At 60.9% G+C, this 24,032-nt stretch carries 20 protein-coding genes; 18 read left to right on the forward strand and 2 right to left on the reverse strand.

The genetic code is table 11. The annotated features are described in order from the left end of the window. Nucleotides 1–4,473, reverse strand: a complete 4,473-nt coding sequence (locus tag D6Z24_RS16645; protein WP_129127727.1) for a DEAD/DEAH box helicase — start codon at nucleotides 4,471–4,473, stop codon at nucleotides 1–3. A gap of 435 nt (nucleotides 4,474–4,908) precedes the next feature. Between D6Z24_RS16645 and D6Z24_RS16650 the strand changes: the two genes are divergently transcribed. After that, nucleotides 4,909–5,124 carry an outer membrane protein assembly factor BamD gene (locus D6Z24_RS16650; protein ID WP_129127728.1) on the forward strand — a complete coding sequence of 72 codons (216 nt, stop codon included), beginning with the start codon at nucleotides 4,909–4,911 and terminating at the stop codon, nucleotides 5,122–5,124. Between the two features lie 95 nt (nucleotides 5,125–5,219). After that, nucleotides 5,220–5,978, forward strand: a complete 759-nt coding sequence (locus tag D6Z24_RS16655; RefSeq protein WP_129127729.1) for an MBL fold metallo-hydrolase — start codon at nucleotides 5,220–5,222, stop codon at nucleotides 5,976–5,978. A 111-nt stretch (nucleotides 5,979–6,089) separates the two neighbouring features. Here the strand turns inward: D6Z24_RS16655 and D6Z24_RS16660 are convergent, their stop codons facing one another. Continuing rightward, on the reverse strand, nucleotides 6,090–6,494 hold the full coding sequence (locus D6Z24_RS16660; RefSeq protein ID WP_129127730.1) for a c-type cytochrome: 405 nt from the start codon (nucleotides 6,492–6,494) through the stop codon (nucleotides 6,090–6,092). 233 nt (nucleotides 6,495–6,727) lie between these two features. Here D6Z24_RS16660 and D6Z24_RS16665 point away from each other — a divergent pair, with 233 nt between their 5' ends. The 16 genes from D6Z24_RS16665 to kdsB all read left to right on the forward strand — a co-directional run bounded on the left by D6Z24_RS16665 (nucleotide 6,728) and on the right by kdsB (nucleotide 23,918). Further along, a complete protein-coding gene (locus D6Z24_RS16665; RefSeq protein ID WP_129127731.1) occupies nucleotides 6,728–7,054 on the forward strand; it encodes a hypothetical protein in 327 nt (108 codons plus the stop codon). Next, the gene (locus D6Z24_RS16670; protein WP_129127732.1) at nucleotides 7,051–8,001 is read left to right on the forward strand and encodes a DUF4123 domain-containing protein; all 951 of its coding nucleotides are present in this window, start codon (nucleotides 7,051–7,053) and stop codon (nucleotides 7,999–8,001) included. Before D6Z24_RS16665 ends, D6Z24_RS16670 begins: the two co-directional genes overlap by 4 nt. After that, complete coding sequence (locus tag D6Z24_RS16675) at nucleotides 7,998–9,227, forward strand: alpha/beta hydrolase family protein (RefSeq protein ID WP_129127733.1); 1,230 nt, start codon at nucleotides 7,998–8,000, stop codon at nucleotides 9,225–9,227. The genes D6Z24_RS16670 and D6Z24_RS16675 overlap by 4 nt, the downstream gene beginning before the upstream one ends. Nucleotides 9,228–9,289: 62 nt before the next feature. Next, nucleotides 9,290–9,970 carry an ankyrin repeat domain-containing protein gene (locus D6Z24_RS16680; protein ID WP_129127734.1) on the forward strand — a complete coding sequence of 227 codons (681 nt, stop codon included), beginning with the start codon at nucleotides 9,290–9,292 and terminating at the stop codon, nucleotides 9,968–9,970. Between the two features lie 283 nt (nucleotides 9,971–10,253). Further along, nucleotides 10,254–10,685, forward strand: coding sequence for a Fur family transcriptional regulator (locus D6Z24_RS16685; protein ID WP_129127735.1), 432 nt, complete (start codon nucleotides 10,254–10,256; stop codon nucleotides 10,683–10,685). Between the two features lie 150 nt (nucleotides 10,686–10,835). Then, nucleotides 10,836–12,827 (forward strand): ferrous iron transport protein B, encoded by a 1,992-nt coding sequence (gene feoB, locus D6Z24_RS16690; RefSeq protein ID WP_129127736.1) that lies wholly within the window; start codon nucleotides 10,836–10,838, stop codon nucleotides 12,825–12,827. A gap of 568 nt (nucleotides 12,828–13,395) precedes the next feature. Then, nucleotides 13,396–14,040, forward strand: a complete 645-nt coding sequence (locus D6Z24_RS16695) for a metal-dependent transcriptional regulator (protein ID WP_129127737.1) — start codon at nucleotides 13,396–13,398, stop codon at nucleotides 14,038–14,040. 449 nt (nucleotides 14,041–14,489) lie between these two features. Next, the gene (locus D6Z24_RS16700; protein WP_129127738.1) at nucleotides 14,490–16,286 is read left to right on the forward strand and encodes a methyl-accepting chemotaxis protein; all 1,797 of its coding nucleotides are present in this window, start codon (nucleotides 14,490–14,492) and stop codon (nucleotides 16,284–16,286) included. 14 nt (nucleotides 16,287–16,300) lie between these two features. Then, entirely contained in the window at nucleotides 16,301–16,663 is a 363-nt protein-coding gene (locus tag D6Z24_RS16705; protein ID WP_129127739.1) for an STAS domain-containing protein, read from the forward strand. Next, nucleotides 16,663–17,028, forward strand: a complete 366-nt coding sequence (locus D6Z24_RS16710; RefSeq protein WP_129127740.1) for a response regulator — start codon at nucleotides 16,663–16,665, stop codon at nucleotides 17,026–17,028. Before D6Z24_RS16705 ends, D6Z24_RS16710 begins: the two co-directional genes overlap by 1 nt. After that, nucleotides 17,025–19,112 (forward strand): chemotaxis protein CheA, encoded by a 2,088-nt coding sequence (locus D6Z24_RS16715; RefSeq protein ID WP_129127741.1) that lies wholly within the window; start codon nucleotides 17,025–17,027, stop codon nucleotides 19,110–19,112. Before D6Z24_RS16710 ends, D6Z24_RS16715 begins: the two co-directional genes overlap by 4 nt. A 25-nt stretch (nucleotides 19,113–19,137) precedes the next feature. Further along, nucleotides 19,138–20,016 carry a CheR family methyltransferase gene (locus D6Z24_RS16720; protein ID WP_129127742.1) on the forward strand — a complete coding sequence of 293 codons (879 nt, stop codon included), beginning with the start codon at nucleotides 19,138–19,140 and terminating at the stop codon, nucleotides 20,014–20,016. Further along, nucleotides 20,013–20,519 carry a chemotaxis protein CheD gene (locus tag D6Z24_RS16725; RefSeq protein WP_129127743.1) on the forward strand — a complete coding sequence of 169 codons (507 nt, stop codon included), beginning with the start codon at nucleotides 20,013–20,015 and terminating at the stop codon, nucleotides 20,517–20,519. Before D6Z24_RS16720 ends, D6Z24_RS16725 begins: the two co-directional genes overlap by 4 nt. Beyond that, nucleotides 20,504–21,571 carry a protein-glutamate methylesterase/protein-glutamine glutaminase gene (locus D6Z24_RS16730; protein ID WP_129127744.1) on the forward strand — a complete coding sequence of 356 codons (1,068 nt, stop codon included), beginning with the start codon at nucleotides 20,504–20,506 and terminating at the stop codon, nucleotides 21,569–21,571. The genes D6Z24_RS16725 and D6Z24_RS16730 overlap by 16 nt, the downstream gene beginning before the upstream one ends. Nucleotides 21,572–21,734: 163 nt before the next feature. After that, a complete protein-coding gene (locus D6Z24_RS16735; protein ID WP_129127745.1) occupies nucleotides 21,735–22,970 on the forward strand; it encodes an EAL and HDOD domain-containing protein in 1,236 nt (411 codons plus the stop codon). 192 nt (nucleotides 22,971–23,162) lie between these two features. Then, on the forward strand, nucleotides 23,163–23,918 hold the full coding sequence (kdsB, locus tag D6Z24_RS16740; RefSeq protein WP_129127746.1) for a 3-deoxy-manno-octulosonate cytidylyltransferase: 756 nt from the start codon (nucleotides 23,163–23,165) through the stop codon (nucleotides 23,916–23,918). Nucleotides 23,919–24,032 lie beyond the last annotated feature (114 nt).

Consider the following 24,032-nt stretch of genomic DNA (forward strand, 5'->3'; position numbering starts at 1 on the left):
CTACGGGTATTGTCGCCAGTACTCCAGGCCTGCGTAGGCATCCTGGAAACCGAAGCGCTTGAGCCCCTCCGCGTATGGTGAGGATTGTGCCGGTTCCCCGTTGATCCGCTCCACGGTCACCCTTTTCAGCGGGTTGAAGTCCCGGCTTACCAGTATCGTGAAGAAGGAGAGGTAGCGCTCCAGAAACGGGTGATCCGGTTCCGCTGTAAACTCCAATTCTTTCCCGAAACGCTTTGAAACCAGGACGAGACGCGGCCCGTGGTAGACCAGATGCGTGGAGGGGACGCGGGACGGGAGCGTCTCGTGCAGCCCCGCGATGCCGCTGCCGCAAAACGACGCCGGGTCCGTCGCGTTCAGCCAGTAGATCGCCTCCCCCGGCAGTCCCCTCTGCAGCAGCCGAAAGGCCTGGGGCGAGATGAACTGCAACCCCTGGATCCCCTCGAAGAACTGACCGGACAGCACCTCGCCCGACATCTCCATGATGCGCAGCGTTCTGAAGAGCCTCCCCCACTGCAGAGGCGGCATTTCCCGCGCCGCCAACTCCCTGAAGAGGATCCCGTAGCGCTCCAACAGCACGCGGACGCGGTCCTTGTTGCGCTCCTCCTGCTCGAGCACGTCCGCCGCCTCGGTCGAACTCGGCAGGAGGTACCAGTTGCCGGGTCCTTCCTGCACACGGCTCCAGCGTGTCCCGAGCGGGCGCCGCAGGTGGCGCGCATGTCCCGGCTCCGCGTTGGGGAGCTCGAAACGGTTCAGGATGCCTCGGCGCACCGCGGCGAAGGAGTCGTTGCTCAATTCGCCGTGCCAGGCGCCTTGCCAGAGCTCACCGTTCACTTCGCCGGACGGTCTTCCCGAGATGGAGCAGATCGAGGAGAGACTGTAACGCCCCATGGGGTCGGGGATGAGCCGGGGAGGGACGGAGCGGCCGGGCTCATCCCCGAATTCCTTCGCATCGCGAAAAAGGTCGAGGTCTTCGGGGAAAGCGAAGGAGAGCCTGCGCTCGCCGCAGCCGAACCAGAGGAGGTCGCTCGTCTGCATGAGACTGTCGAGCCACCCCCCGAAATAAGGCGCCAGGCGCGCGGGGAGAACCTCCTCCTCCCACATGGGCGCGGCAAGCGGAATGCCGAGCAACTGCTCCAGCCGGGTCCTCAGATCGTCCGCCTTATCTCCCGGAGCGGTCAAGCCATGGAAGTGGGCCAGGAACAGGGGAAGCTGGACGACATCGAGGGCTTCGAAGGCCGGCTTTCGCGAGCGGCGCAGCATGCGCAGCAGCGCCTCGAGGTTCACCGCGTCGCAAACCTCGGGCTCGACGCTCTTTTCGGTGAACCGGTCGAGGAGCACCGCTTCGGTCTCCTCCAGGGTCGCGAGGGCGTCACGCAACTGGTGCTCCAGCAACCCGAGCCTTTCCTGCAACCAGGCAACCGGCACCGGTCCGTAGTAGCTTAACCACCGACCGATAACCCTCGTCGCCCACGGTTCCTCTTCCTCCGCTACCCCCTCGCTGTAACCCTCCCTTTCCCAAAGTTTCAGCAGCGCTTTAAATAGCCGACCTCGAAGCGCCGCATCCTCGACGAGTGGCTCGAAGACCACCTCCTCTTTGGAAAAGGCGAGCCCCCGCGCTATCTCTGGAACCATCTCCAGGGCGGCGAAGAGCGGCGCTGCCGTGCGCGGAGGCCTCAAAAGGACGATCCTCTCCGCCACCTGCGGGAGCAATTCCTCGTTGCCGTCGCCATCGCGCCGCACCGCCTCCAGAAGGAGAGGCCATTCTTCTTCCGGGACCAAAAGCCGCTCCTTCACCCAGTCGATCAGCTCCCGTGCCGATTCAGGGGCGTATCCCTGCGCCGTGCGCTGCCGCTTTCCCTCGAAGAGCCGGACCAGCTCCTCGGGCAGGCGCGGGCGCAGGTGCGGTGAGAGCGCCATCTCTTTGAGCAACTCACCCCCAAGCGACGATCTGCGACCGCCTCCCAGGGTGTCGTCCTCGTAGACGTACTTGTTGGTCTGCTGCCAGATGAGCCCGCGGGCAAAGGGAGAGGCCTTTTCGGTGCGGACCCGCGTGACGGCGATGGTGCCGTCCTGGACCTCCTCGAGGAGACCTTTCAGGTGCAAGAGGTCGAAGTCGTCCTTCAGGGCGGAGCGCCAGGTCTCGAGCAGCACCGGGAAGTCGCGGTACTTGAGCACCGAGGCGAGAAGACGCTTCGAGCGGAGCCGGTTCAACCACAGCGGCATCCTTCTCTTGAAGCTGCTGCGCGACAAGAGAAGAGCACGCCCGGCGTTCTCGCGGAAGCGTGCCCCGAAGTAACCGCTTCCCTCCAGCGATTCCCTGAGGAGCGTCTCGACGTTCTCCGGCGTAACCAGTTCCAGGATCTCCTCCACCTGTTCCAGTTCGTCAGGGAGCAAAAGGGCGATCCCATCGTTGTTGTAGAAGGCCTGCAGAGGGTAGCCGTAGCGCTTCTCGAAGGCGGCGGTGAGCGCGAAGGTGAAGGGGCGGTTCACGGCGTTGCCCCAGAGCGTGTGCAGGATGATCTGCTGCGTCTCGGCCCCTCCGACACGGTCCCGGAACTGTTCGACCAGCATGTGATGGCGGTGGGGAAGGGGGGCGCGCGTCGCTTCCCGCTGCAGCTTGAGGTACCCCTCAAGCGCCTCGGCGGCGCCGGCATCCATGAAGTGGCGCTCCATAAGCCGCGCGGCGAGTGCCGGTTTCCCGAGCTGTTCCTCGCTCTGCTCCAGAAAACCGGCGATCCTCTCCGAGAGGAAAAAGTCGCGGTCCAGCTCCTCGGCGCGCCAAAACGGTATGATCTGCTGGGACTTCCGGGCCGGGACCACCAGCACGGTGCTGTGTGTGATCTCGGTGATCTGCCAGACCTGTGCCCCAAGTGCGAAGGTGTCGCCGAGCCTTCTTTCCCAGACGAACTCCTCGTCCAGCTCACCGATCTTCGCGCCGCTTTCTTTCAGGCGCAACTCGAAGTAGCCGCGCTCCGGGATGGTCCCCCCTTCCAGGTAGACCAGCATGGAGAGCTCGGGACGCGCGGCGATGGTCTCCTCGATACGGTCAACCGTCACCCGCGGGCGCAGCTCAGGAACACGGGTGTCGGCGTATTTGCCTTCCAGCATGCCGACGACGATGTCGAACTGCCGTCTGGTCAGGTTGCGATACGGGTAGCAACTCTTCAGGAAATCGAAGAGCTCTTCCAGGTGCCATTTCTCCGGGAGGGTCATGGCGAGGACGATCTGGGCGAGGAGATCGAGCGGCGCCTCGACCGGATGCAGTTCCTCGATCTCGCCGTCGGCTATGGCGCGCGCGATGACCGCGGCGCAGACGAAATCCATCCCGAAGGTGGGGAAGAGCGTCCCGCTGCTCACCTCTCCCACGCCGTGCCCTGAGCGCCCGATGCGCTGAATGGCGGAGGAAATGGAGCGCGGCGTCTGGATCAGCACGACGCTGTCGAGCCGCCCTATGTCGATGCCCAGTTCAAGGGAGTTGGTGGCGACGATCGCCTTGAGTTCGCCTCTTTTCAGCCGCTCTTCCACGGCGAGCCGGATTTCCCGCGAGAGGGAGCCGTGGTGCGAGTAGGCGAGTTCCTCGCCGGAGAGCTCGTTGATGAGCCGGGTGACCTTTTCCGTGGTCCTGCGGCTGTTCGCGAAGAAAAGCGTCGAGCGGTGCCGGGCGATGATGTCGATGAAGCTCTCCCCGAGCGCGGGCCAGAACTCTTCCTCGGCCGGGCCGTGTACCGCGTTCGGTGCACTGATCCCGATGCTGAAGCGTTTTTCCTGCTCTCCGCGCACCAGTGCCACCGGGCGCGGCTGGTAGCGCTCTCCCACCTGCCGGAATCCGCCCACGAAGGCGGCCACCGTTTCCAGGGGGCGCACCGTTGCGGAAAGTGCGATGCGCTGGAACTCGCCGCTCAAAAGGGTCAGCCGCTCGACGGCGGTGATGAGGTGGGTGCCGCGCTTGTCACCTGCGACGGCGTGGATTTCGTCGAGGATCACCGTGGCGACGCCTGTGAGTGCGGCCCGGCTTCCCTTCGAGGTGAGGAGGATGTTGAGACTTTCCGGTGTGGTGATGAGGATCTCGGGTGGATGGCGCAGCATGCGGCGGCGCTCGGAGCCTGGGGTGTCGCCGCTTCGCGTCTGCACGCCGATGGCGGGAAAGGGCTCCCCCTCGCTTTCAAAGACCCGGCGCAACTGTTCGAGCGGTGCCAGGAGGTTGCGCCGCACGTCGTTGTTGAGCGCCTTCAGCGGCGATACGTAGATGACCCTCGTTTCCCCGGCGGACCAGGCCCCGGTGATCAGTTGGTTCAGCGCCCAGAGAAACGCGGCCAGGGTCTTGCCGCTGCCGGTCGGAGCCGTCACGAGCACGTGGCGCTCCTGGCTGATCTCGCTCCAGGCGCGCAACTGGACGTCGGTCGGTTGACCGAGGGTGTCGGCGAACCATTTCTGTACCAGGGGATGAAAGTGTCTGAGGACGGTTGAGGACATAGCTATGACTTTAGGCGAAGGTGGAGCGCTCTTCAAGTCGTTCATCTCTTTTGTGAGGCACCTGCGGGTCCTGCATGAGCGCGCGCCCGATCTATTGTCTCAAGTGAGAGGGGCTATGAGCCGAGTTTATAGAGGAAGGGAACGAGCCGATAAACAGCAATCCTTATTGACGATCTCCTGCATGTCCCCCTCTCCCTCCGGGAGAGGGTGCCCGACGGGCGGGTGAGGGCGTTGCCGCGAAGTGAGGAAATTGCTGCCGCCGATGCCCTCACCCTTGCCCTCTCCCGGGGGGAGAGGGGATGTGGACGTTGCGTGGCGCAAGGTGCTGCTCATAAAAGTTATTTACACAGCCTGCCTCCGATGGTAATGGATGCCTCAGTATTCAATTATTTCGCGTCTCCCGGCGTTCGCCGGTAGAAGACGACGGAGGTTCGCATGAAGAGACTGTTGCTCGTGACAATGCTGGTATTGGCGGCAGCCGGGTGTTCCGGGGATAAAAGCAAGGAGCTTTACGACACCGCGCAGTTCGAGGAAAAACAGAACAACCGCGAACACGCGAAACAGCTTTACCAGGAGATCGTTGCCAAGTACCCGGAGAGTCCGGTAGCAAAACAGGCAAGCGAGCGACTTGCGGCGTTGGGTGGGAAGTAGCGCGGTTCAAGGGCAGAGGGAAACGACGGCCTCAGCGCCGGAATGCTTAAGAATCGGCGAGATTCCGGCGGCACGGCCAAAGAGCGGGGGTAAAAGTGAAACTGCGCGTTTTAGGTTGTTCCGGAGCCGAGTTCCCCGGGCACAGCCCGTCGGGTTTCCTGGTTGACGAGGGGCTGCTCCTTGATGCCGGCACCGTCGGCTCGGCACTGGAGCAGGCAGAGCAGGGGCGCATCAGGAACATCCTGGTGACCCATTCCCACCTGGACCACATCCGCAGCATCCCGCTTCTGGCCGACAATATAGTCGTTTCCGGCACGTCCCAGCGTGTCGAGGTGATCGGCACCGCGGAGGTGCTGGACGCCATCGCTTCTCACCTCATGAACGGCCTCATCTGGCCCGACTTCACGAAGATCCCGTCGCCGCAGGCGCCCGTGCTTACCTACCGCGAGATCCGCCCCGAGGAACCGTTCACCGTCGGGGCGTACCTTGTCACCGCTTGTCGGGTGAACCACCCGGTGCCGGCGGTCGGCTACCGTATCACCCGCGACGACAGCTCGATCCTCTACACCGGCGACACCGGTCCCACCGACCGGATCTGGGAACTGGCCGGAGAACTCGCCGCCCTCATCATCGAAGTTTCCTTCCCAAGCTCCATGGAGGAACTTGCCCTCATGACCGGCCACCTAACGCCGGCCCTCCTCGCCCGTGAGCTCGCCAAACTTTCCCGCCCGCCGCGCCGCGTCCTTATCACGCACCTGAAGCCGCAGTACGAGGAGACCATCATGGAAGAGCTGCGCGCCCTGTCGATCCCCGGGCTCGAGCTCCTGCAGGACGGCGGCAGGTACCGGCTTTGATGCTCACACCTGTTTCAAAATACTTCAGTTTTTTGCGACGGTAAGTGATTGAGGCTGCGGGGTGTATGCGGAGAGCGGCGGGGAAATGACCCCGCCGCTTTTGCTTTCGGATCAGGGGAAGGTGGCGAGGATGTACTGGCCGATCTTCTTGGCGTCGTCGTTGGAGATCATCCCCTCGTCGAATTTGGTCATGCCCGGACCGGGGTTGCGCATCACCTTCACGATATCCTCAGGTTTGGTGATCTTGCTGCGTTCCGCCATCGCCTTTGCTCCCAGGGGCTTCGCCGGGGTGATGGTGTTGCCGCCGTTTGGGTGGCAGACGGCGCAGTGCTGCTTGAAGAGCTGCTCGCCGCTGAGCCCGGTCGCTGACGGAGCGGGTTCCTTGGCGGCCGGACCAGCCGAAGTTGCCACGCTTTGCGGCGGGGTGACCTGCTCTTCGCTTTTCTTTTTGCATCCTGTTACCGCGGTGGAAACGAGTGCCAGAACTGCCAGGGTTACAACCAAACGCCTCTGCATGTGACACCTCCTGTTAGGGTTTTTTCATCCGGCGAGTATAGCAAATAAAGTGCAACCTGCTGGACCTGCCATTTCTTTTTCCGATTCAGGGTCCAAATTCTGAGAGAGGGGGGAGCGGAAGGGACTGGCACCTGGCGGAGCCTGTCCTCCTGTTCAGACGCTTGCGTATGGTTTGACAAAGTATTGGTAAATGTTAATCTAAGGCGTCCGTCGATAACCAAAGGAGGTGACCCATGAAGAGAATGGTCATGCTGGTCGTTTGGGCGATTTTATGTCAGATGTCCTCCACGCTTTGGGCCGCGGATGAGATGGTTCACCGCGCCAACGGCAAATTCATTCCGGACCAGCGGGATATCGAAAGCAGCCCCACCCAAGAAGATGCCTGCGAATGCTGCCAGAAGTGCAAGGCGGCTCAGAAACAGCCGACGAAACCGCCGACCGAGCGCGAGAAGGAAACCACGACCGGTTGCGAGGATTGCTGTCAGCGTTGCGGTCGACCGGTGCAGCCCCTTCCTGAAGACGTTCCCCCCGAGATCATCAACAAGCCAAGACAGAAGTGATAGAGCCGACCGAACTCAAGGCGATCAAGCTGCTGCTCTTCAAAGCGATGGGGACGACCGCGTTCGCCATCGTGGACGGTGCCGCACAGCCGGATCTCCTCGCCTCACTCGCCCAGCACCGTCCCGAATCTTATTGCCTCTTCCGAGGCGCGCTGGAGCCAGACATGGCTCGAGTCGCTCCTTATCTCGTTGCCCTGGAGCCAGAGGTCCCTTTCACCGACTGGGTTTTTTCGCTTTGGGGGCTGAGCCGGGCCATCTTCGGGCTCTCGTACCGTGACCTTCATTCCCTCAAAAGTCATTTGCGACGGCATGTCATGATCGAGTACGAAGACCGTGAGGTCTACTTCCGCTATTACGACCCGACGGTTCTGCGCAACTACCTTCCGACGTGTCTGGCGGTGGAACTTAGGGCGTTCTTTGGGGATGTTGAATGTTTCCTTGCCGAAGACGAGGAGCCTGGTAATGCCTGGATCTTCCGTCTTGAGGGAGCGGCCCTGGGCCAACGCTCGGTGGTTCTCAGAGAGAGTGGTCCTCTGTTAGCCGTCAACGGGCCGGTTGCGAAACGGGAACCGCGAGCCGGATCGGGTAGGCTGGCGGTACGGCCGGAGCAACTCAAGCAACTGGGAATGAGCATCTATCTGGAGCGCATGCGGCTTTATCTGAACGAGGTCTTTCCCGAGAGCAGAAAGGTTCCGAGGGCATCCCTGGAACGGATGATCACGGAGCTCACGGAACGAGCGGCCGGCTACAAACTGGTGCTGGAAACCCATGTTGCCGCATTCCTTGCCGCCGCCTGGATCCTCGGGATGGATTTTGATGAGTCTTACCCCGCCGCTAAGGAAGTGTTGCTGGACTACGAGATGGATTGCGGGCGGAAGGTGGAGTGGTTGTGGGATTTCATCGATGCGACGGCAGTCGAGGCGGGCGACAGGGGAGCGGAACCATGAACGGACAAGGCGATATCTTCTCGGAAGTCGCCCACCGTGCAGGCGATGCAGCCAGAAACGGCATGGAATTCGTCGCCCACGCGGCCAAGGCGGCAAAGGAGAAAGTGGGAGTCGCCACCAGGAAGGCGAGGACGTACGTTGCGAAGAAGATCCATCCGCAGCCGGCCGGCGCCGCCATCGAACCCTGCCCGAAGAACAAAAAGGCCGAGCGCGTCGCCGAGAGAAAGGCGCGACTGGCGGCAAGCGTGGAGCGGCTGAAAAACATGCCTGCCGGCCGTCAGCGCGATGCCCTGGCGCATGCGATCGATCGCTTCGCGCGCAACAACGTCGCCGTGGAACGCGCGCGGCTGGCGGACGATGTTTATAAGGTGGGGCAGGGGGATCCGCCGGAGGGGTGGGAGAGGGTAGGGGGCGAGGACCTGAGACTAATGGGAATGAATCAAGAAGATTTTCCACAACTAGATCGCAGATTTTCTCCAGAAAGTTATAAAGACGGTTACTTCGCTGAACTTTACAGATCCAAACCGGATGTTTTGGGACAAGAGCAGTACGTGCTGTCCTTTCGTGGTACGCAAGGGAAAAAGGATGGAATCACTGATCTGGTCCAAGCCTTCGGAGGGGAAACGGACCATTATTCTCGCGCCATAGCAGCCGCTCGGAAGCTGAAACGCTTCTTGGGCAATAAGCTCGAGGTGACAGGTCATTCAATGGGAGGTGGAATGGCAATCGCAGCTGGACTTGTTGCCGGCATAAAAGTTTATGCGATTGACCCAGCAGGGGTACATCCGCATACGCTGGAGCGTGTCGGAGAACGATACAATAGAGAGGTCGCCGCAAGATACGTCACGAACTACATCGCTGACGGTGAAATCCTGGATTGTATTCAAAATCCGGCAAACCAACGCGCTATTGTTGCAGGAGCGACCTTGGCGGCCCCAGCTATTGGAGGCACTATGGTGGTCGCAGGGCGTCGTGCAATGTCAGATTCCGGAACTGTCACTTATGGCTCGCCAGGTGTGATACACAAGCTTCCTATTATTGCTAACGCTGAAGACGTGCTAAATGGCAAATCAGTTCAGGGACTAACGCCTGGTCTTGCGGAGAAGCTTTCAAACGCCATTAATCCAATACGAAAAGTGGGCTTGCATGACCCAATATATGTCATTGCTGGCCTTGAACAGCAAAAAGCTGATGACATGAATACGATTAAAAGGGAACGGCAATGAGAGTCTTGCCAGTATTTGCAATGGGAATTTCTCTTGTAACAAGCTGTGTGGGAGATAAGTCAATGCAAGAAAACGGATATTATCAGGATTTTGCACGGCCTAAGGATGTAGAGTTGATCAAAGCTATTTCCGCAGGCGATTTAAAGGCAATCAGAACTTTGGCCGGAGAGGGGGGGGATTTGAATGCGGTGGGGAAGCATGAGAATACACCTCTACGGGTCGCGGTTAAGCTGAAGCAAAAGCAGGTGGTCAGGTTGCTGTTCCAGTTGGGAATTGACCCTAACACCATAACACCTGGAGGTGTTGTGGCGGCAGCGGATGACGCCGTTACAGAAAAAGATCCCGATTTTCTGCGTCTTTTTCTCGAGTTCGGTTTAGACCCGAATCTGAAATGTCAGGGCATGCCGCTAATATTTTTCGCATTATCGCGCCAGAACTGGATTCAGTATGAGATGCTTCTTTCGAGTGGAGCAGACATCAACTCAAAACTGTCTGACGGCTCGTCATTGCTACTCGACTTGGTTATGCACATGGAGTACGACCGGGCAAAAGAACTGCTGCTTAAAGGGGCGGAGTTTAGAGCTAGAAGTAGCCATGGATTTAACGTGTTGGACCAACTGGTAGATGACCAGCGCCGCCTGTGCATCGACCCCGACCTCCCCGACTGTCACAAGCGCGCCGAACTGCTTAGGCTTTTGCGGGAGCGGGGAGCGAGCGTGCCTGCAGGGTTGCCCTACATGTGATTACCGCTGTTTTCCACTGCAAAAAGCAAATCCCCCCCGTCCCCCCTTCGCAAAGGGGGGAGCGCTAGCTCACCTGCAACGCTTCGTGGAGACACCTACCGTCATTCCCCGAATATTCCAGGATGAACTCTACAACGGTGGGAGGACACAGTTGGTCCATCGAGGGAGCACGCAACTAGCTCCCTGTGACATATTCTCTACCCCTTCACTCAATCCAACAAAAAATCATTGACAGTGACACGGCTCGTCGTTATCATGACATCCACTTTCAATTGGGGTCCTCATGAAACGAGCCAAGAAAAAAGCTTTCGCCGAATTCATGTCCCAGCGCGGACTCAAGTCGACCAAGCAGCGCGACATCATCCTCGACAGTTTCCTCTCCAGCGACAGGCACCTGAGCATCGAGGAGCTGTATCTGAAGCTCAGGTCCAAGCACCCTAACATCGGCTACGCCACCGTGTACCGCACCCTGAAGCTCTTCGCCGAGGCGGGCATCGCCCGCGAGATGCAGTTCGGCGACGGCCAGACCCGCTACGAGCACGTGAGCGAGGGGGAGCATCACGACCACCTGGTCTGTACCCGCTGCGGCCACATCGAAGAGTTTGAAAACGAGGCGATCGAGAAGCTGCAGGACGAAGTGGCGGAGAGCCACGGCTTCCTGATCGAGCGGCACCGTCTCGAACTGTACGGCCTCTGCGCCACCTGCAGGAAGTAACGCCCGGGGGGAAAGCCTGGCGCGACCTCCCGGCCCGCCTGCGTCGTCAACCCATCGATCAAGAGCAGTAAAAAATTTTTCCCGCCATCATGAAAGTGATATCCATTGACATTTCATTGGCAAGCTAACGTTAAAAGGGGTAGTAGAATCATGTCGATTTTCGGTAAGAAGGGTTCCTGTCACGAAACACCAACCGTCACCAGCACCGGCGCCAAGAAGGTCGCGCTGGTCGGGAATCCCAATGTCGGCAAGAGTGTGCTTTTCAACGCCCTCACCGGCGCTTACGTTACCGTATCCAACTACCCGGGCACCTCGGTGGAGGTCTCCCGCGGCAATACCACGATCGGCGGCGAGGATTTCGAGATCATCGATACCCCGGGGATGTACTCCATCCTCCCCATCACCGAGGAGGAGAGGGTGGCCCGCGAGATCCTCCTCACCGAGCGTCCGCACCTCGTGCTCCACGTCCTCGACGCGCGCAACCTCGAGCGCATGCTCCCGATGACGCTGCAGTTGATCGAGGCCGAACTCCCCGTGGTCCTGGTGGTCAACATCATGGACGAGGCGGCGCGCATGGGGCTTCAGATCGACATCCCGCTTTTGTCCCAGCGCCTCGGCATCCCGGTCATCGGCGCCGCGACCGCCAAGAAGGTCGGTCTCCCCGAGATCAAGGCGGCCATCGCCGCTTCCAGCGCGAGCGCCATCCCCCCCTTCAGCTTTTCGCGCCTCATGGAAGGGGATATCGCCGAGATCGCCGCAACCCTGAAGGGTGACTACATCCTCTCGAAGAAGGCGCTTTCGCTGCTTCTTCTGCAGGGAGACGGCGAGGTTGCCGATCTCGTGCGCGCCACCGAGGGGGAGGGCTTCACCCAGGTGGAAGGCGTGGTGCGTGAAAAGCGCTTCGAGCGTCGCGAGTCCTTTCATCTCGACCTCTCCATGGAGCGCAAGGCCATCGTCAAGCGGGTGCTCGACGGCGCCTTCAAGACCCCGGAAAAGAGGGTGGTCACCCTGGCCGAGCGCATCTCGCGCCTGACGGTGCGCCCCACGACCGGAATACCGCTTCTGATCATCGTGCTCTACTTCGGCCTTTACCAGTTCGTCGGCGTTTTCGGCGCCGGAACCCTGGTCGACGTTCTCGAGGGAAAGGGGTTCGAGGAATTCTTCAACCCCTGGATTACAGGGGTCGTTAAGGGCAACGTGCCCTGGCCGGTGATCCAGGAACTCTTCGTCGGCGAATACGGCATCATCACGCTGGGCTTCCGCTATGCGGTCGGCATCATCCTCCCCATCGTCGCCACCTTCTTCCTCTTCTTTTCCGTTCTCGAGGACAGCGGTTACTTCCCGCGCCTGGCCCTTCTGGTGGACCGGGTCTTCAAGACCATGGGGCTTACCGGCCGTGCCGTCATCCCGATGGTGCTCGGTTTCGGCTGCGACACCATGGCCACCATGGTGACCCGCACCCTCGAGACGGTACGCGAGCGGGTGATCGCCACCGTACTTCTGGCGCTTGCCATCCCGTGCTCGGCGCAGTTAGGCGTGATCATGTCGCTTCTTTCCCAGACGCCGGGGGCGCTCCTGGTCTGGAGCCTCTGCCTCTTCGGCATCTTCCTGCTCGTCGGTCTACTCGCCGCCAAGGTGCTCCCCGGCGAGACCCCGATGTTCTACATGGAGATCCCGCCGATGCGTCTGCCGCAGTTCTCCAACGTGCTCACGAAGACCTACACGAGGATGCAGTGGTACTTCATGGAGATCCTGCCGCTCTTCATCCTCGCCTCGGTGCTTTTGTGGCTCGGCAAGATCACCCATTTCTTCGAGAAGATGATCGAGGCGATGACCCCGGTGATGGCGTCCTTGGGGCTTCCCAAGGAAAGCGCCGTTGCCTTCATCTTCGGTTTCTTCCGCCGCGACTACGGTGCGGCCGGTCTGTACGACCTGCAGAGCAAGGGGCTCATGAATCCGCGCCAGCTTACCGTCGCCGCGGTGACCCTGACCCTCTTCATCCCGTGCGTCGCGCAGTTTCTGATCATGAAGAAGGAGCGCGGGTGGAACGTTGCGTTGAGCATCGGCCTCTTCGTCTCCACCTTCGCCTTCGGCTGCGGCTGGCTTTTGAACCGTTTCCTGCTGCTGACCAACATCCTGTAACAGACCTTTATCACGCAAAGGCGCGAAACAAAGATAAACAGAACCGATTCAAACAGGGATGAAGGGGATAAAGGGGATAAAGGCTTAAAACCTTTGTCACGCAAAGACGCAAAGACGCAAAGAGAGACAAGACTTTTAGGGTTAAACCAAAATCTTTTAGTCTCAAGGTTTTATCCCGTTCATCCCCTTTATCCCTGTTAAACGCTTTTGTCTTTGATTTTGTTGTAAGCCTTTCTTTGCGACTTTACGTCTTGGCGTGACACGGTTTAGGCCTTTGGTTTTTAACGTAGAACGTAGAACGTAGAACGTTCTTTAGAGGTTTTATGCGGTGCGGATTTTGCGGACATGAGTTCGAGGAAAGTGAAGGAAACGTCGGATGCAAGAATTGCCCGATGTCATCCGGCTGCAAGATGGTAAAATGTCCCCGCTGCAATTATGAGAACCCGCCGGAGCCGGCTCTCGTTAAGGGGCTTAAGAAAATGTTCGGAAAGAAAAAATAGATCCAGCAGGCGCCGCAAGGCCCGTGGGCCGATGATGACCCTCGAGCGAGGGAGTAAAAGGAGATGTTATGAAACTCAGTGATAAAGCGGAAGAGATACTGGAGGCGCTCTGGATCGAGTCGGAGGAGAAGGGGACCGGTTACGCCGAACTGGACCGGATGGAGATCGAGGCGTCCGACCCGGCCTACCAGGAGCTCTCCTCCCGGGCCCTCGTCGAGATCCGCGACGGACGCATCTACTTCCGTCCGGAGGGGCGCGAGGAGGGGCGCATGACCATCAGGAGGCACCGGCTCGCCGAGCGTCTCATGATGGACGTCCTCAACATCCGCGGTGAAAGCGGCGACGTGAAGGCCTGCCAGTTCGAGCACCTTCTGAACGAAGGGGTCGACAGCAAGGTGTGCGCCATGCTGAACCACCCGGTGACCTGCCCGCACGGCAAGCCGATCCCCCCGGGGGATTGCTGCGACGAGGCGCGCAAAAGCGGCGACCTGGGGGTCGTTCCGCTGACCGAGCTCAAACCCGGCGACGAAGGCGACATCGCCTACATCCAGACCGAGGACAGCAAGAAGATGCAGAAACTCATGGCGATGGGGGTGCTTCCGGGCAACCGCATCTCGCTTTTGCAGGCCTTTCCCTCCTACATCTTCAGGGTCGGCTTCTCCGAGTTCGCCATAGACTCGGCCATGGCCCGCGAGATCTTCGTCAGGAGATAAGCCGCATCGTCCTTGTCGACCCCGCCGCAAAAACAGCCCGCAACACCGAAGGCGCCCCTCACCGGGCGCCTTTTTGTTTTTCCCCGCGCGACTTTGCCCCCCGTTCCATTAGCACATCGCACTTTTCCCCCCCATGAGAAAAAGACTTCAAGATCTACAAAAACGTGACGATAAAGTATCAAGACCGGGCACTGGTCTGAAACCGATTCAAACAGGGATGCAGGGGATGCAGGGGATAAAAGCGTAAAACCCTTCTCACGCAAAGCCGCAAAGGCGCAAAGAAAGACAAGGCTTTCAGGGGTAAACCAAAATTTTATCCCGTTCATCCCCTTCATCCCTGTTAAACGGTTTATTCTTTTGAATTTTGGTTGTGACTTTCTTTGCGACTTTGCGGCTTAAGTGAGCGCAGCGAACGGGCGTGAGCAGGTTGAGCGCTTAAAAGGAACGATATGATATCTGCCGGCAAAGACATAAACGAGCAACAGGCCGAGTTGAAGAGGCTCGCCGAGGCGTGGTCTGCGGCCCTAGAGAAGTCCGTGGCGGAACTGGCCGTCATTTCCGGGACGACGGAAGACGAATTCCTCGCCATCGGCGGCAGGCTGCAGGACTTCTACCAGCGCGGCGTCGGTATATCGGAACTCGCCTCCTCGATGGTAGGAGAGGTGGCGGGTGAACACGTCACCGCTGCCATGGGCGGCCTGGACGACATGCTCGACCAGATGGGGCGCTACGTGGACCGGGCCCAGGGTGAGATAGAGGAGAGCGCGCAGACGCTGCGCGAGATCCTGAGCCTTCTCTCCCAGGTGGGCGACCCGCTTTCCGGCTTCAAGAAGGTGAACAAGGTGCTGCGCATGTTGGGCATCTCGACCAAGATCGAGAGCGCGCGGCTCGGGCAGAGCGCCGCCGGTTTCGACACCCTGGCAAGCGACGTCGGCGAACTCTCGGTCCAGGTGAACGACAAGGCCGCCTTCATCATCAAGAGAAAGGACGACCTCGCCAGGGCCATCGCGCAGACCCTCTCCGGCGTGCTCGAGGCGGGCGCCAAGCAGCACGACAAGGTCCTCGAGGTGCTGGGACGGACCAGGACGGGGCTGCAGGCCTTGACCGAAATCAACTCCCGCTGTTCCAGCTCCGCCGCGACCATCTCCGCGGTTTCCGACGAGGTTTCCCGCTCCATCGGCGATGTCGTCATGTCGATGCAGGCCCACGACATCGTGCGCCAGCAGATCGAGCACGTGGAGGAGTCGCTTGAGGAACTGAAGCAGGGGCTCTCCGACGGCTCGGCAGGCGCGGATGCCGCCGCCATCATCTGCGAGCTGCAGGTGGCCCAGCTGAGACACGCCTCGGAGGAGCTGGACGCCGCGGTGCGCACCATCATCGAGAGCCTTCGGGAGGTGGCGCGCAAGCAGTCCGGGCTTTCCACGCAGACGAGCGGCCTCGCCGGGATCGCGGACCAGGCGGGGGGCGGCTTCTTCACCGATATGGAGCGGGATATCTCGGTGGCGAGCGACGCCCTCATGGAGAGCTCGCGGGTGAACCAGGGGCTTTGTGCCGCCATGGCGACCGTGGCTGAGACGGTCGGGGAGATCGCGACCTTCGTCGGCGACATCGAAAGGATCGGCGAGGAGATCAAGCTGATCGCCCTCAACGCCCAGATAAAATCGGCCTACACCGGCGACGAGGGGGCCGCGCTAGGCGTTCTCGCCGAGGCGATCCAGCGTCTGTCCATCGACGCCATCACCCATACCGGCGCGGTCTCCGACACGCTGCAGGGGATCATCTCGGTGACCGACCGGTTGAGCGCGGGGGTGAACGCCGAGGCCTCCAACCTCGAGAGCGAGGTGCAGGTGATGGTGGACAAGCTCTCGGCCCTGGTACAGTCCCTCAGGCGGGTCAACGATACCCTGAAGCATTCGCTCGGCAGCATGGACGACGGGGTCTCGCACCTTTCCACCGAGATCGAGCAGGTGATCGCCGGGATCACGGTGCACCAGAAGGTGGCCCGCGTGCTGGAAGTCTCCATCAGGGAGCTCTCCGCCATCGCGGCCGACGCACGCATCATAGCACCCGCCGGATCGACCGGGAACCTGGACCAGTTGGCCCAGCGTTACACCATGCAGAGCGAACGCAGGATTCACGAATCGATGAGCGGCCAGGCTTCCGAAAGACGGCCGCCGACCCAGTCGGCCCCCGCGCCCGCTCCGGTGACGGATGACGACCTGGGCGGGAATGTGGAACTTTTCTAAACAGCGAGGAAAAAATGGAAGAGTCGACGTTTGAGTGCAGACAAGACCCCGCGCATCCCGGAACCCGGGTCCTGAAGGTTGCAGGAGAGGTCTCCATAGGCGTTGCCGGAGAGTTCAAGGGGGCGCTCGTCGGTGCGCTCGCCGGTGGAAGCGAGGTGCAGGTGGACGTCTCCGCACTCACGGCAATAGATCTGACCGGCCTGCAGCTTCTCTGTGCCGCCCACCACAGCGCGGGAACGGCCGGCAAGGAATTCCACATCACGGACGGCGGCAACCCTACCTTCCGCGACATGGCGACCTCGGCAGGATTTCGCAGGCATACCGGTTGCGCCTACGATCGAGCGTGCAGCTGTATCTGGGTAGGAGGAGATAACTAATGGCAAAAGTAATCATGACCGCGGACGATTCCGCGAGCGTCAGGCAGATGGTGACCTTCACCCTGAAGCAGGGGGGATACGAGGTGGTCGAGGCGGTCGACGGCAAGGACGCGCTGCAAAAACTCGCCGGCACCAAGGTCGACATGCTGATCACCGACCTCAACATGCCCAACCTGGACGGCATCGGGCTCATCAAAGGTGCGAGGGCCCTGCCCAGCTGCAAGTTCATCCCGATCGTCATGCTGACCACCGAGTCGCAGGAATCGAAGAAGCAGGAAGGGAAGGCGGCGGGCGCCACCGGCTGGATCGTGAAGCCCTTCAAGCCCGAACAACTCATGGCGGTAGTCAAAAAGGTGCTAGGATGATCGACCAACACCGGCAGGCATTCAAGGAGGAGGCGTACGAGCTCCTGGCCGAGCTGGAAAGCTCGCTTCTCGAACTCGAGGAGAGACCCGACGATCAGGACCTGATCGGCAGGGTGTTCCGCGCCATGCACACCATCAAGGGGTCCGGCTCGATGTTCGGCTTCGACGACATCGCAAGCTTCACCCACGAGGTGGAGACCATCTTCGACATGGTGCGTAACGGCAAGCTCCAGGTCACCGGACGTCTGGTGAACCTCACCCTTGCCGCCCGCGACCAGATCCGGGCCATGCTCGACGCCGCGGACAGCGGCGAGGCGACCGATCTGCAGGCAAGCGCCGAGATCATCGTCGGGCTGCGCGAGCTTGCCGGGTTCCAGGGGCAGGTTGCCGCCGCGGCACCGAAGGAGGAGGTGCACGAGGCGAAGAAGGACCAGGTGACCTACCGGATCCGTTTCGCTCCGGCGCGCGAGATCTTCGTCTCCGGCACCAACCCGCTCACCCTGATCGCGGAGTTGAGGGAACTGGGCGCCTGCACCGTGGTGGCGCAGACGGCGGGCTTTCCCTGCCTCGAGGAGATGAACCCGGAATCCTGCTACGTCTACTGGGACGTCATCCTCACCACGGACCAGGGAGAGAACGCCATCCGCGACGTCTTCATCTTCGTCGAGGACGACTGCGAGCTTAAGATCGAGCCGATCGCCGAGCACAACCGCTACGAGGAGCAACAGGATTACAAGAGGCTGGGGGAAATCCTCGTCGAGCGCGGCGACATCAGCAGCGAGGACATGAAGGCCGTCCTCTCCCAGCAAAGGCGCTTCGGCGAGCTGGCCATCTCGCAAGGGATCCTGCACGAAGGGAAGGTCCAGGCGGCCCTGGCCGAGCAGCAGCACATAAAGGAAGTCCGGCAGGAGAAACAGGTTGCCGAGGCATCTTCCAGCATCCGCGTCCCCGCCGAACGGCTCGACCTCTTGGTCAACCTGGTGGGCGAGATGGTGACGGTGCAGGCGCGCCTGTCGCAGACCGCGGCCCAGCGGGCGGACGGCGAGCTGATGGCGATCGCCGAGGAAGTGGAGCGGCTGACGGCGGAACTTAGGGACAGCGCCCTCAACATCCGGATGCTCCCCATCGGCAGCACCTTCAGCAAGTTCAAGCGCCTCGTGCGCGACCTCTCCGTCGAGCTCGGCAAGCAGATCGAAATGACCACGGAAGGGGCCGAGACCGAGCTCGACAAGACGGTCATCGAGAAGCTGAACGACCCGCTCGTGCACCTGATCAGAAACAGCATCGACCACGGCATCGAGCTTCCCGAGGCGCGTGTCGCGGCCGGCAAGCCCGAGCGCGGCACGGTGCACCTTTCCGCCGTCCACTCAGGCGACAGCGTTCTCATCACCATCGCCGACGACGGCGCCGGTCTCGACAAGGAGGCCATCCGGACCAAGGGGATCGAGCGCGGCATCATCCCGGCCGGGGCCGAGCTCTCCGAGAAGGAGCTCTTCAACCTGATCTTCGCCCCCGGGTTCTCCACCGCCAAGACGATCTCCTCGGTCTCCGGGCGCGGCGTCGGCATGGACGTGGTGAAACGGGCCATCGAGGCCTTGCGCGGTTCCATCGACATCACCAGCGTGCGCGGCGAGGGGACCCGCATCACGGTGAAGATCCCCCTTACCCTGGCGATCATCGAGAGCCTCCTGGTGAAAATCGGCAACGACTCCTTCATGATGCCCCTTGCCCTCGTCGACGAGTGCGTCGAGCTCACCCGGGAGGACGTGGCCGCGGCCCACGGCAGGAACCTGGCCCACGTACGCGACCAACTGGTCCCCTACATCCCGCTCAGGGAGCATTTCGCGATTCCCGGCGCGCCGCCGGAGATCGAGCAGATCGTCATCACCCAGGTGAACGGGGTAAGAGTCGGTTTCGTGGTGGATCACGTGATCGGGGAACACCAGACCGTGATCAAATCGCTCGGGCGGGCCTACAAGGACACCGAGGGGATCTCGGGCGCCACCATCCTGGGGGACGGCACCGTGGCGCTCATCCTCGACATCCCGCAGCTCGTGCAGGCGGCCGAGGCGGCGCAGGAGTGAAGGCAGACAGGAGGTAGCGGTAAAAATGTACGCAGCGGAGGCTTTGAAGATGGAGGAGCCAGGTCGAATCGAGCCGAGCGCGTCGCTTTCCGCGCGTGACTTCGGCAGGCTGAGCCGGTTTATCTATGACACCTGCGGCATCAAGATGCCTGACGTGAAGAAGACCATGCTGGAGGCGCGCCTGCAGAAGAGGCTCAGAAGCCTCGGCATGCACAGCTTCACCGATTACTGTGATTTCCTCTTCTCTCAAGAGGGGCTCGACAGGGAACTGGTTCCCATGCTGGACATGGTGACCACGAACAAGACCGATTTCTTCCGCGAGCCCGACCATTTCCACTACCTGACCCACACCGTGCTTCCCGAATGGGTGAAGCGGCACCCGACAGGGACCCTCGCCATCTGGAGCGCCGGCTGCTCGTCGGGCGAAGAGCCGTACACGCTCGCCATGGTGCTTTCCGAGTTCGCGGCACGAAACCCCGGCTTCGACTTCAAGATCCTCGCCACCGACATCTCGACCCGCGTGCTCGACAAGGCGAAGACCGCCATCTACTCAGAGTCCCAGGTCGAGCCCGTGGCGATCGAGCTCAAGAAGAAGTACCTTTTGCGCAGCAAGGACCGTGCAAGCGGCATGGTGCGCATCGTGCCGGAGTTGCGCGCCAAGGTCAATTTCCGCCGCCTGAACTTCATGGACGACGACTTCGGCATGCGCGAGCCGCTCGACATCATCTTCTGCCGCAACGTGATCATCTACTTCGACCGGCCGACCCAGGAGAAGCTGCTGCAGCGTTTCCACCGCAACATGAAGTCCGGAGCCTACATCTTCATGGGGCATTCCGAGACGCTTAGCGGCCTGGACGTACCGCTGGTCAGCGTGTACCCGACGGTGTACCGGAAGCCGCGATGAGCGCGGAGGGGGCAGGGGTTTTCTTCCTGAAACCGGGGCAGATAGTGGTAAGCTCACATCCGCTATTGGTGACCACCCTGCTCGGCTCCTGCGTTGCGGTCACCATGTTCTGCCAAAGGTTGAAAACGGGGGGGATCTGCCACGCCCAGCTACCCACCTGCCGCGAAAAGGAAGCGGAGGGGGTGGCCCATCCCGGCAGGTTCATGGACAGCGCCCTGAGGGAGATGCTGGCGCGGCTTTTGGAGCGGGGGGCGCTTGCCGGGGAGCTCGAGGTGAAGGTTTTCGGCGGCTCCGACATGTTCCAGGGGCGCGGCCGGGGGCGGGGCGTCGGGAGGCAGAACGCCGAGACGGCGCTCGCGGTGCTCGCACGGGAGTCGATCAAGGTGGCGAACCAGGACCTTTACGGCGAGCGGGGGAGGAAGATCATCTTCCATACCCATACCGGCGCCGTTTTTCTCAAAAGGCTGAACCGATCGGGGGGTGCTGGATGCCCAAAAAGATAAAAGTGCTCATCGTTGACGACTCGGCCGTGGTGCGCCAGACGCTCGCCGACATCCTCTCCTCGGACCCGCAGATCGAGGTGATGTCGACGGCGGGCGACCCGTTCATCGCCGCCGAGCGGATCAGGCACGAGGTCCCCGACGTCATCACCCTCGACGTCGAGATGCCGCGCATGGACGGCATCACCTTCCTGCACAAGATCATGAGCCAGCACCCGATTCCCGTGGTGATGTGCTCGAGCCTCACCGAGAAGGGGTCGGAGACCGCGCTTAAGGCGCTCGAGTTCGGCGCGGTGGAGATCATCCAGAAGCCGCGTCTGGGGACCAAGGCGTTTTTGGAGGAGTCGCGGGTCAGGATCTGCGACGTCGTCAAGGCCGCGAGCCAGGCGAGGCTCAGGCGCGTCCCGGTGGTGACGCATCAGGTGGCCCCCAAGCTCACCGCCGACGTCATCATGGAGAAGCCGAAGAGCCAGGCGATGATGCAGACCACCGAGAAGGTGGTGGTGGTCGGCGCGTCCACCGGGGGGACCGAGGCGCTGCGCGTCTTTCTCGAGTCGCTTCCCGCCGACTGCCCCGGGATCGTCATCGTGCAGCACATGCCCGAGGGGTTCACGCGTGCCTTTTCGCAGCGGCTGGACGGGCTTTGCCGGATCACGGTGAAGGAAGCCGAGAACAACGATACCGTGGTGCGCGGCCGGGCGCTGATCGCCCCGGGGAACCATCATCTGCTTTTGAAGCGCAGCGGTGCGCGCTATTTCGTCGAGATAAAGGACGGCCCGCTCGTCTCCAGGCACCGTCCGTCGGTGGACGTGCTGTTTCGTTCCGCCGCGCGTTATGCAGGCAAGAACGCCGTCGGGATCATCATGACCGGCATGGGAGACGACGGGGCGCACGGCATGCTGGAGATGAAGCAGGCGGGAGCCTTGAACATCGCGCAGGACGAGGCGAGCTGCATCGTCTTCGGGATGCCCAACGAGGCGATCAAGCTTGGCGGCGTCGACTACATCCGCCCGCTCGACTCCATCAGCCGAGAGATGCTTAGGCTCTGTCAGTAAGACCGTTCTACGTTCTAGGTTCTAGGTTCTACGTTGCAACCTTAAAAGGCGTCTTTGGTTACATGGGCAACGTTGCGACATCAAGCTGCTGTCACCTTGCTTTCAGCTTTTAACTTAGAACGTAGAACTTAGAACGTAGAACTCGTTTCTCAGAGGTAGTGACATGGTTGACGAAAAGTTCTTTCTCGGGCGCCAGCCGATACTGGACCGGACGCAGCAGATCGTGGGGTTCGAACTGCTTTTCCGCTCCCCGGAGAGCCTCTACGCGGCCAACGTCTCCGACCTGCATATGGCGAGCGCGAGCGTCATCGTGAACTCCCTCTCCGAGTTCGGCTTCCAGGAGGTGCTGGGACGCCACAAAGGCTTTTTCAACGTCACCCGTGAAGTGCTCATGAGCGACGCGCTGGAACTTCTCCCGAAGGACCGCGTGGTCATCGAACTGCTGGAGACCATCGTCGCCGACGCCGAGGTCTTCGAACGCTGCCGCACCCTCAAATCCCTCGGTTTCACCCTCGCACTCGACGACCACGTCTACTCGGAGAGCTTTCACGACATCTACCGCCTCATAGACATCGTCAAGGTGGACGTCCTGGAGACCCCTGATACCTCGCTTGCGGAGATGGTCGGCAAGTTCAGGAACTGGCCGCTCACCCTGCTAGCGGAGAAGGTGGAGAACGCGGATCACTACAAGTTCTGCTCCCAGCTCGGCTTCGACCTGTTCCAGGGGTACTACTTCGCGCGCCCGGTGGTCTTGAGACAGAACAAGATCGACATCGGCAAGATCACCATGATGCAGCTCATGAAGCAGGTGATGGCCGATGCCGAATGGGCGGAAATCGAGGAGACCTTCAAGCAGAACCCCGGGCTCACCTACAACCTTTTGCGCCTGGTCAACTCGGTCGCCATGGGGCTTCGCGTGCGCATCAAGACGCTGCGCCACGCCCTCACCGTCTTGGGCCTCGAACAGCTGAAACGCTGGATCACCCTCGCCCTTTACGCAAACAGCGACAGCAACGGCGTGCAGAGTCCGCTGCTCGAGATGGCGGCGACCCGCGGCAAGCTCATGGAACTCCTCATGCTGGCCTCGCACGGCCGCGCCGCAGGCGAACTTGCCGACCAGGCCTTCATGGTCGGGATTCTCTCTCTCATAGACGTTCTCTTCGAAGATTCCATGGCGGAGCTCATCGGGAAGCTCAATCTGGTGGACAGCGTGAAGAGTGCGCTCTTACACAAAGACGGCGATCTGGGTGCGCTGCTAGCACTTGCCGAGCTTCTGGAACAGGCCGATTTCCCCGCAGTCAACGAGCAGTTGGAGATCTGCGAACTCTCCCTTGATCAGCTTCTTACCGCACAGTTGGAGACCTTCTCGTGGGCCGATAAGCTTAGTACATCCCTCTGATTCACTCCTTGACACGAACCTTTCTTTTGATGTAACTTGTTTCGTCCCGCCAGACAAAGGGACGGAGCCGGCAGTTCAGGCTGCGCTCCACCGGCTACAAGCAGCAAGCCAGCCAGTACAAATCACCACAACACAACCGCAACCAGGACTTGAGGCCCGGCCACGCCGGTTCGGTCCGTATTGAGACGCCAAATGAAAATAACCGCGGTAATTCCCGCCAGGTATGCTTCTACGCGTTTTGAGGGTAAGGCATTGGCGGACATCATGGGGCGGCCCATGGTGCAGCATGTATATGAGCGCGCCTCCAAGGCGAAGCTCGTTTCCGAGGTGATCGTCGCGACCGACGACGAGCGTATCGCCCAGGCAGTGCGGAACTTCGGCGGCAGGGTGGAGATGACCTCGGTTGAGCATGAGACCGGGACGGACCGCCTGGCCGAGGTTGCGGGAAGGCTTGATGCCGACATCATCGTGAACGTGCAGGGGGACGAACCCCTCATCGATCCCGCGATGATCGACCAGGCCATCGAGCCGATGCTCGAGGATGCCACGATCCCGATGGCGACCCTCAAGTGCCGCATCAGGACCCTGCACGACTTCCTCTCCCCGAACGTGGTGAAGGTGGTTTCCGATCCGAAGGGGAACGTGCTCTACTTCTCGCGTTCGCCGCTTCCTTTTTTCCGGGACAAGTGGAACGACCTCAAGGACGACGCCTTCTGCTGCGGCAAGCTTTTGTGCTACAAGCACGTAGGCCTCTACGTCTACCGCAGGGAGTTTCTCCCGGTGTTCGCCGCGCTTCCGCCGAGCTATCTGGAGATGGCCGAGAAGCTCGAGCAGTTGCGCGTACTGGAAAACGGCTATCGCATCAAGGTCGTCGAGACCGAGTTCGAGTCGATCGGCGTGGACACCCCCGCCGACCTCGAGAAGGTGCTGGCCAAGCTTAAAGGATAAAAAACGTTCTACGTTCTATGTTCTACGTTCTAAGTTGAAAAACAGCAACCGCAGGCCCAGTGCTTTTGCGTGTGTTGTTTCGCTAAGAACATGGAACATAGAACGTAGAGCGGT

It is taken from the genome of Geomonas oryzae (genome assembly GCF_004117875.1).
GTDB classification, from domain to species: Bacteria; Desulfobacterota; Desulfuromonadia; order Geobacterales; family Geobacteraceae; genus Geomonas; species Geomonas oryzae.

Coding starts and splice junctions, on each gene's coding strand:
- D6Z24_RS16730 (WP_129127744.1), top strand. CDS start 20,504: ATGCCCAAAAAGATAAAAGTGCTCATCGTTGACGACTCGGCCGTGGTG.
- D6Z24_RS16715 (WP_129127741.1), top strand. CDS start 17,025: ATGATCGACCAACACCGGCAGGCATTCAAGGAGGAGGCGTACGAGCTC.
- D6Z24_RS16675 (WP_129127733.1), top strand. CDS start 7,998: ATGAACGGACAAGGCGATATCTTCTCGGAAGTCGCCCACCGTGCAGGC.
- D6Z24_RS16685 (WP_129127735.1), top strand. CDS start 10,254: ATGAAACGAGCCAAGAAAAAAGCTTTCGCCGAATTCATGTCCCAGCGC.
- D6Z24_RS16735 (WP_129127745.1), top strand. CDS start 21,735: ATGGTTGACGAAAAGTTCTTTCTCGGGCGCCAGCCGATACTGGACCGG.
- D6Z24_RS16700 (WP_129127738.1), top strand. CDS start 14,490: ATGATATCTGCCGGCAAAGACATAAACGAGCAACAGGCCGAGTTGAAG.
- D6Z24_RS16645 (WP_129127727.1), bottom strand. CDS start 4,473: ATGTCCTCAACCGTCCTCAGACACTTTCATCCCCTGGTACAGAAATGG.
- kdsB (WP_129127746.1), top strand. CDS start 23,163: ATGAAAATAACCGCGGTAATTCCCGCCAGGTATGCTTCTACGCGTTTT.
- D6Z24_RS16665 (WP_129127731.1), top strand. CDS start 6,728: ATGAAGAGAATGGTCATGCTGGTCGTTTGGGCGATTTTATGTCAGATG.
- D6Z24_RS16705 (WP_129127739.1), top strand. CDS start 16,301: ATGGAAGAGTCGACGTTTGAGTGCAGACAAGACCCCGCGCATCCCGGA.
- D6Z24_RS16695 (WP_129127737.1), top strand. CDS start 13,396: ATGAAACTCAGTGATAAAGCGGAAGAGATACTGGAGGCGCTCTGGATC.
- D6Z24_RS16660 (WP_129127730.1), bottom strand. CDS start 6,494: ATGCAGAGGCGTTTGGTTGTAACCCTGGCAGTTCTGGCACTCGTTTCC.
- feoB (WP_129127736.1), top strand. CDS start 10,836: ATGTCGATTTTCGGTAAGAAGGGTTCCTGTCACGAAACACCAACCGTC.
- D6Z24_RS16725 (WP_129127743.1), top strand. CDS start 20,013: ATGAGCGCGGAGGGGGCAGGGGTTTTCTTCCTGAAACCGGGGCAGATA.
- D6Z24_RS16650 (WP_129127728.1), top strand. CDS start 4,909: ATGAAGAGACTGTTGCTCGTGACAATGCTGGTATTGGCGGCAGCCGGG.
- D6Z24_RS16720 (WP_129127742.1), top strand. CDS start 19,138: ATGTACGCAGCGGAGGCTTTGAAGATGGAGGAGCCAGGTCGAATCGAG.
- D6Z24_RS16680 (WP_129127734.1), top strand. CDS start 9,290: ATGCAAGAAAACGGATATTATCAGGATTTTGCACGGCCTAAGGATGTA.
- D6Z24_RS16710 (WP_129127740.1), top strand. CDS start 16,663: ATGGCAAAAGTAATCATGACCGCGGACGATTCCGCGAGCGTCAGGCAG.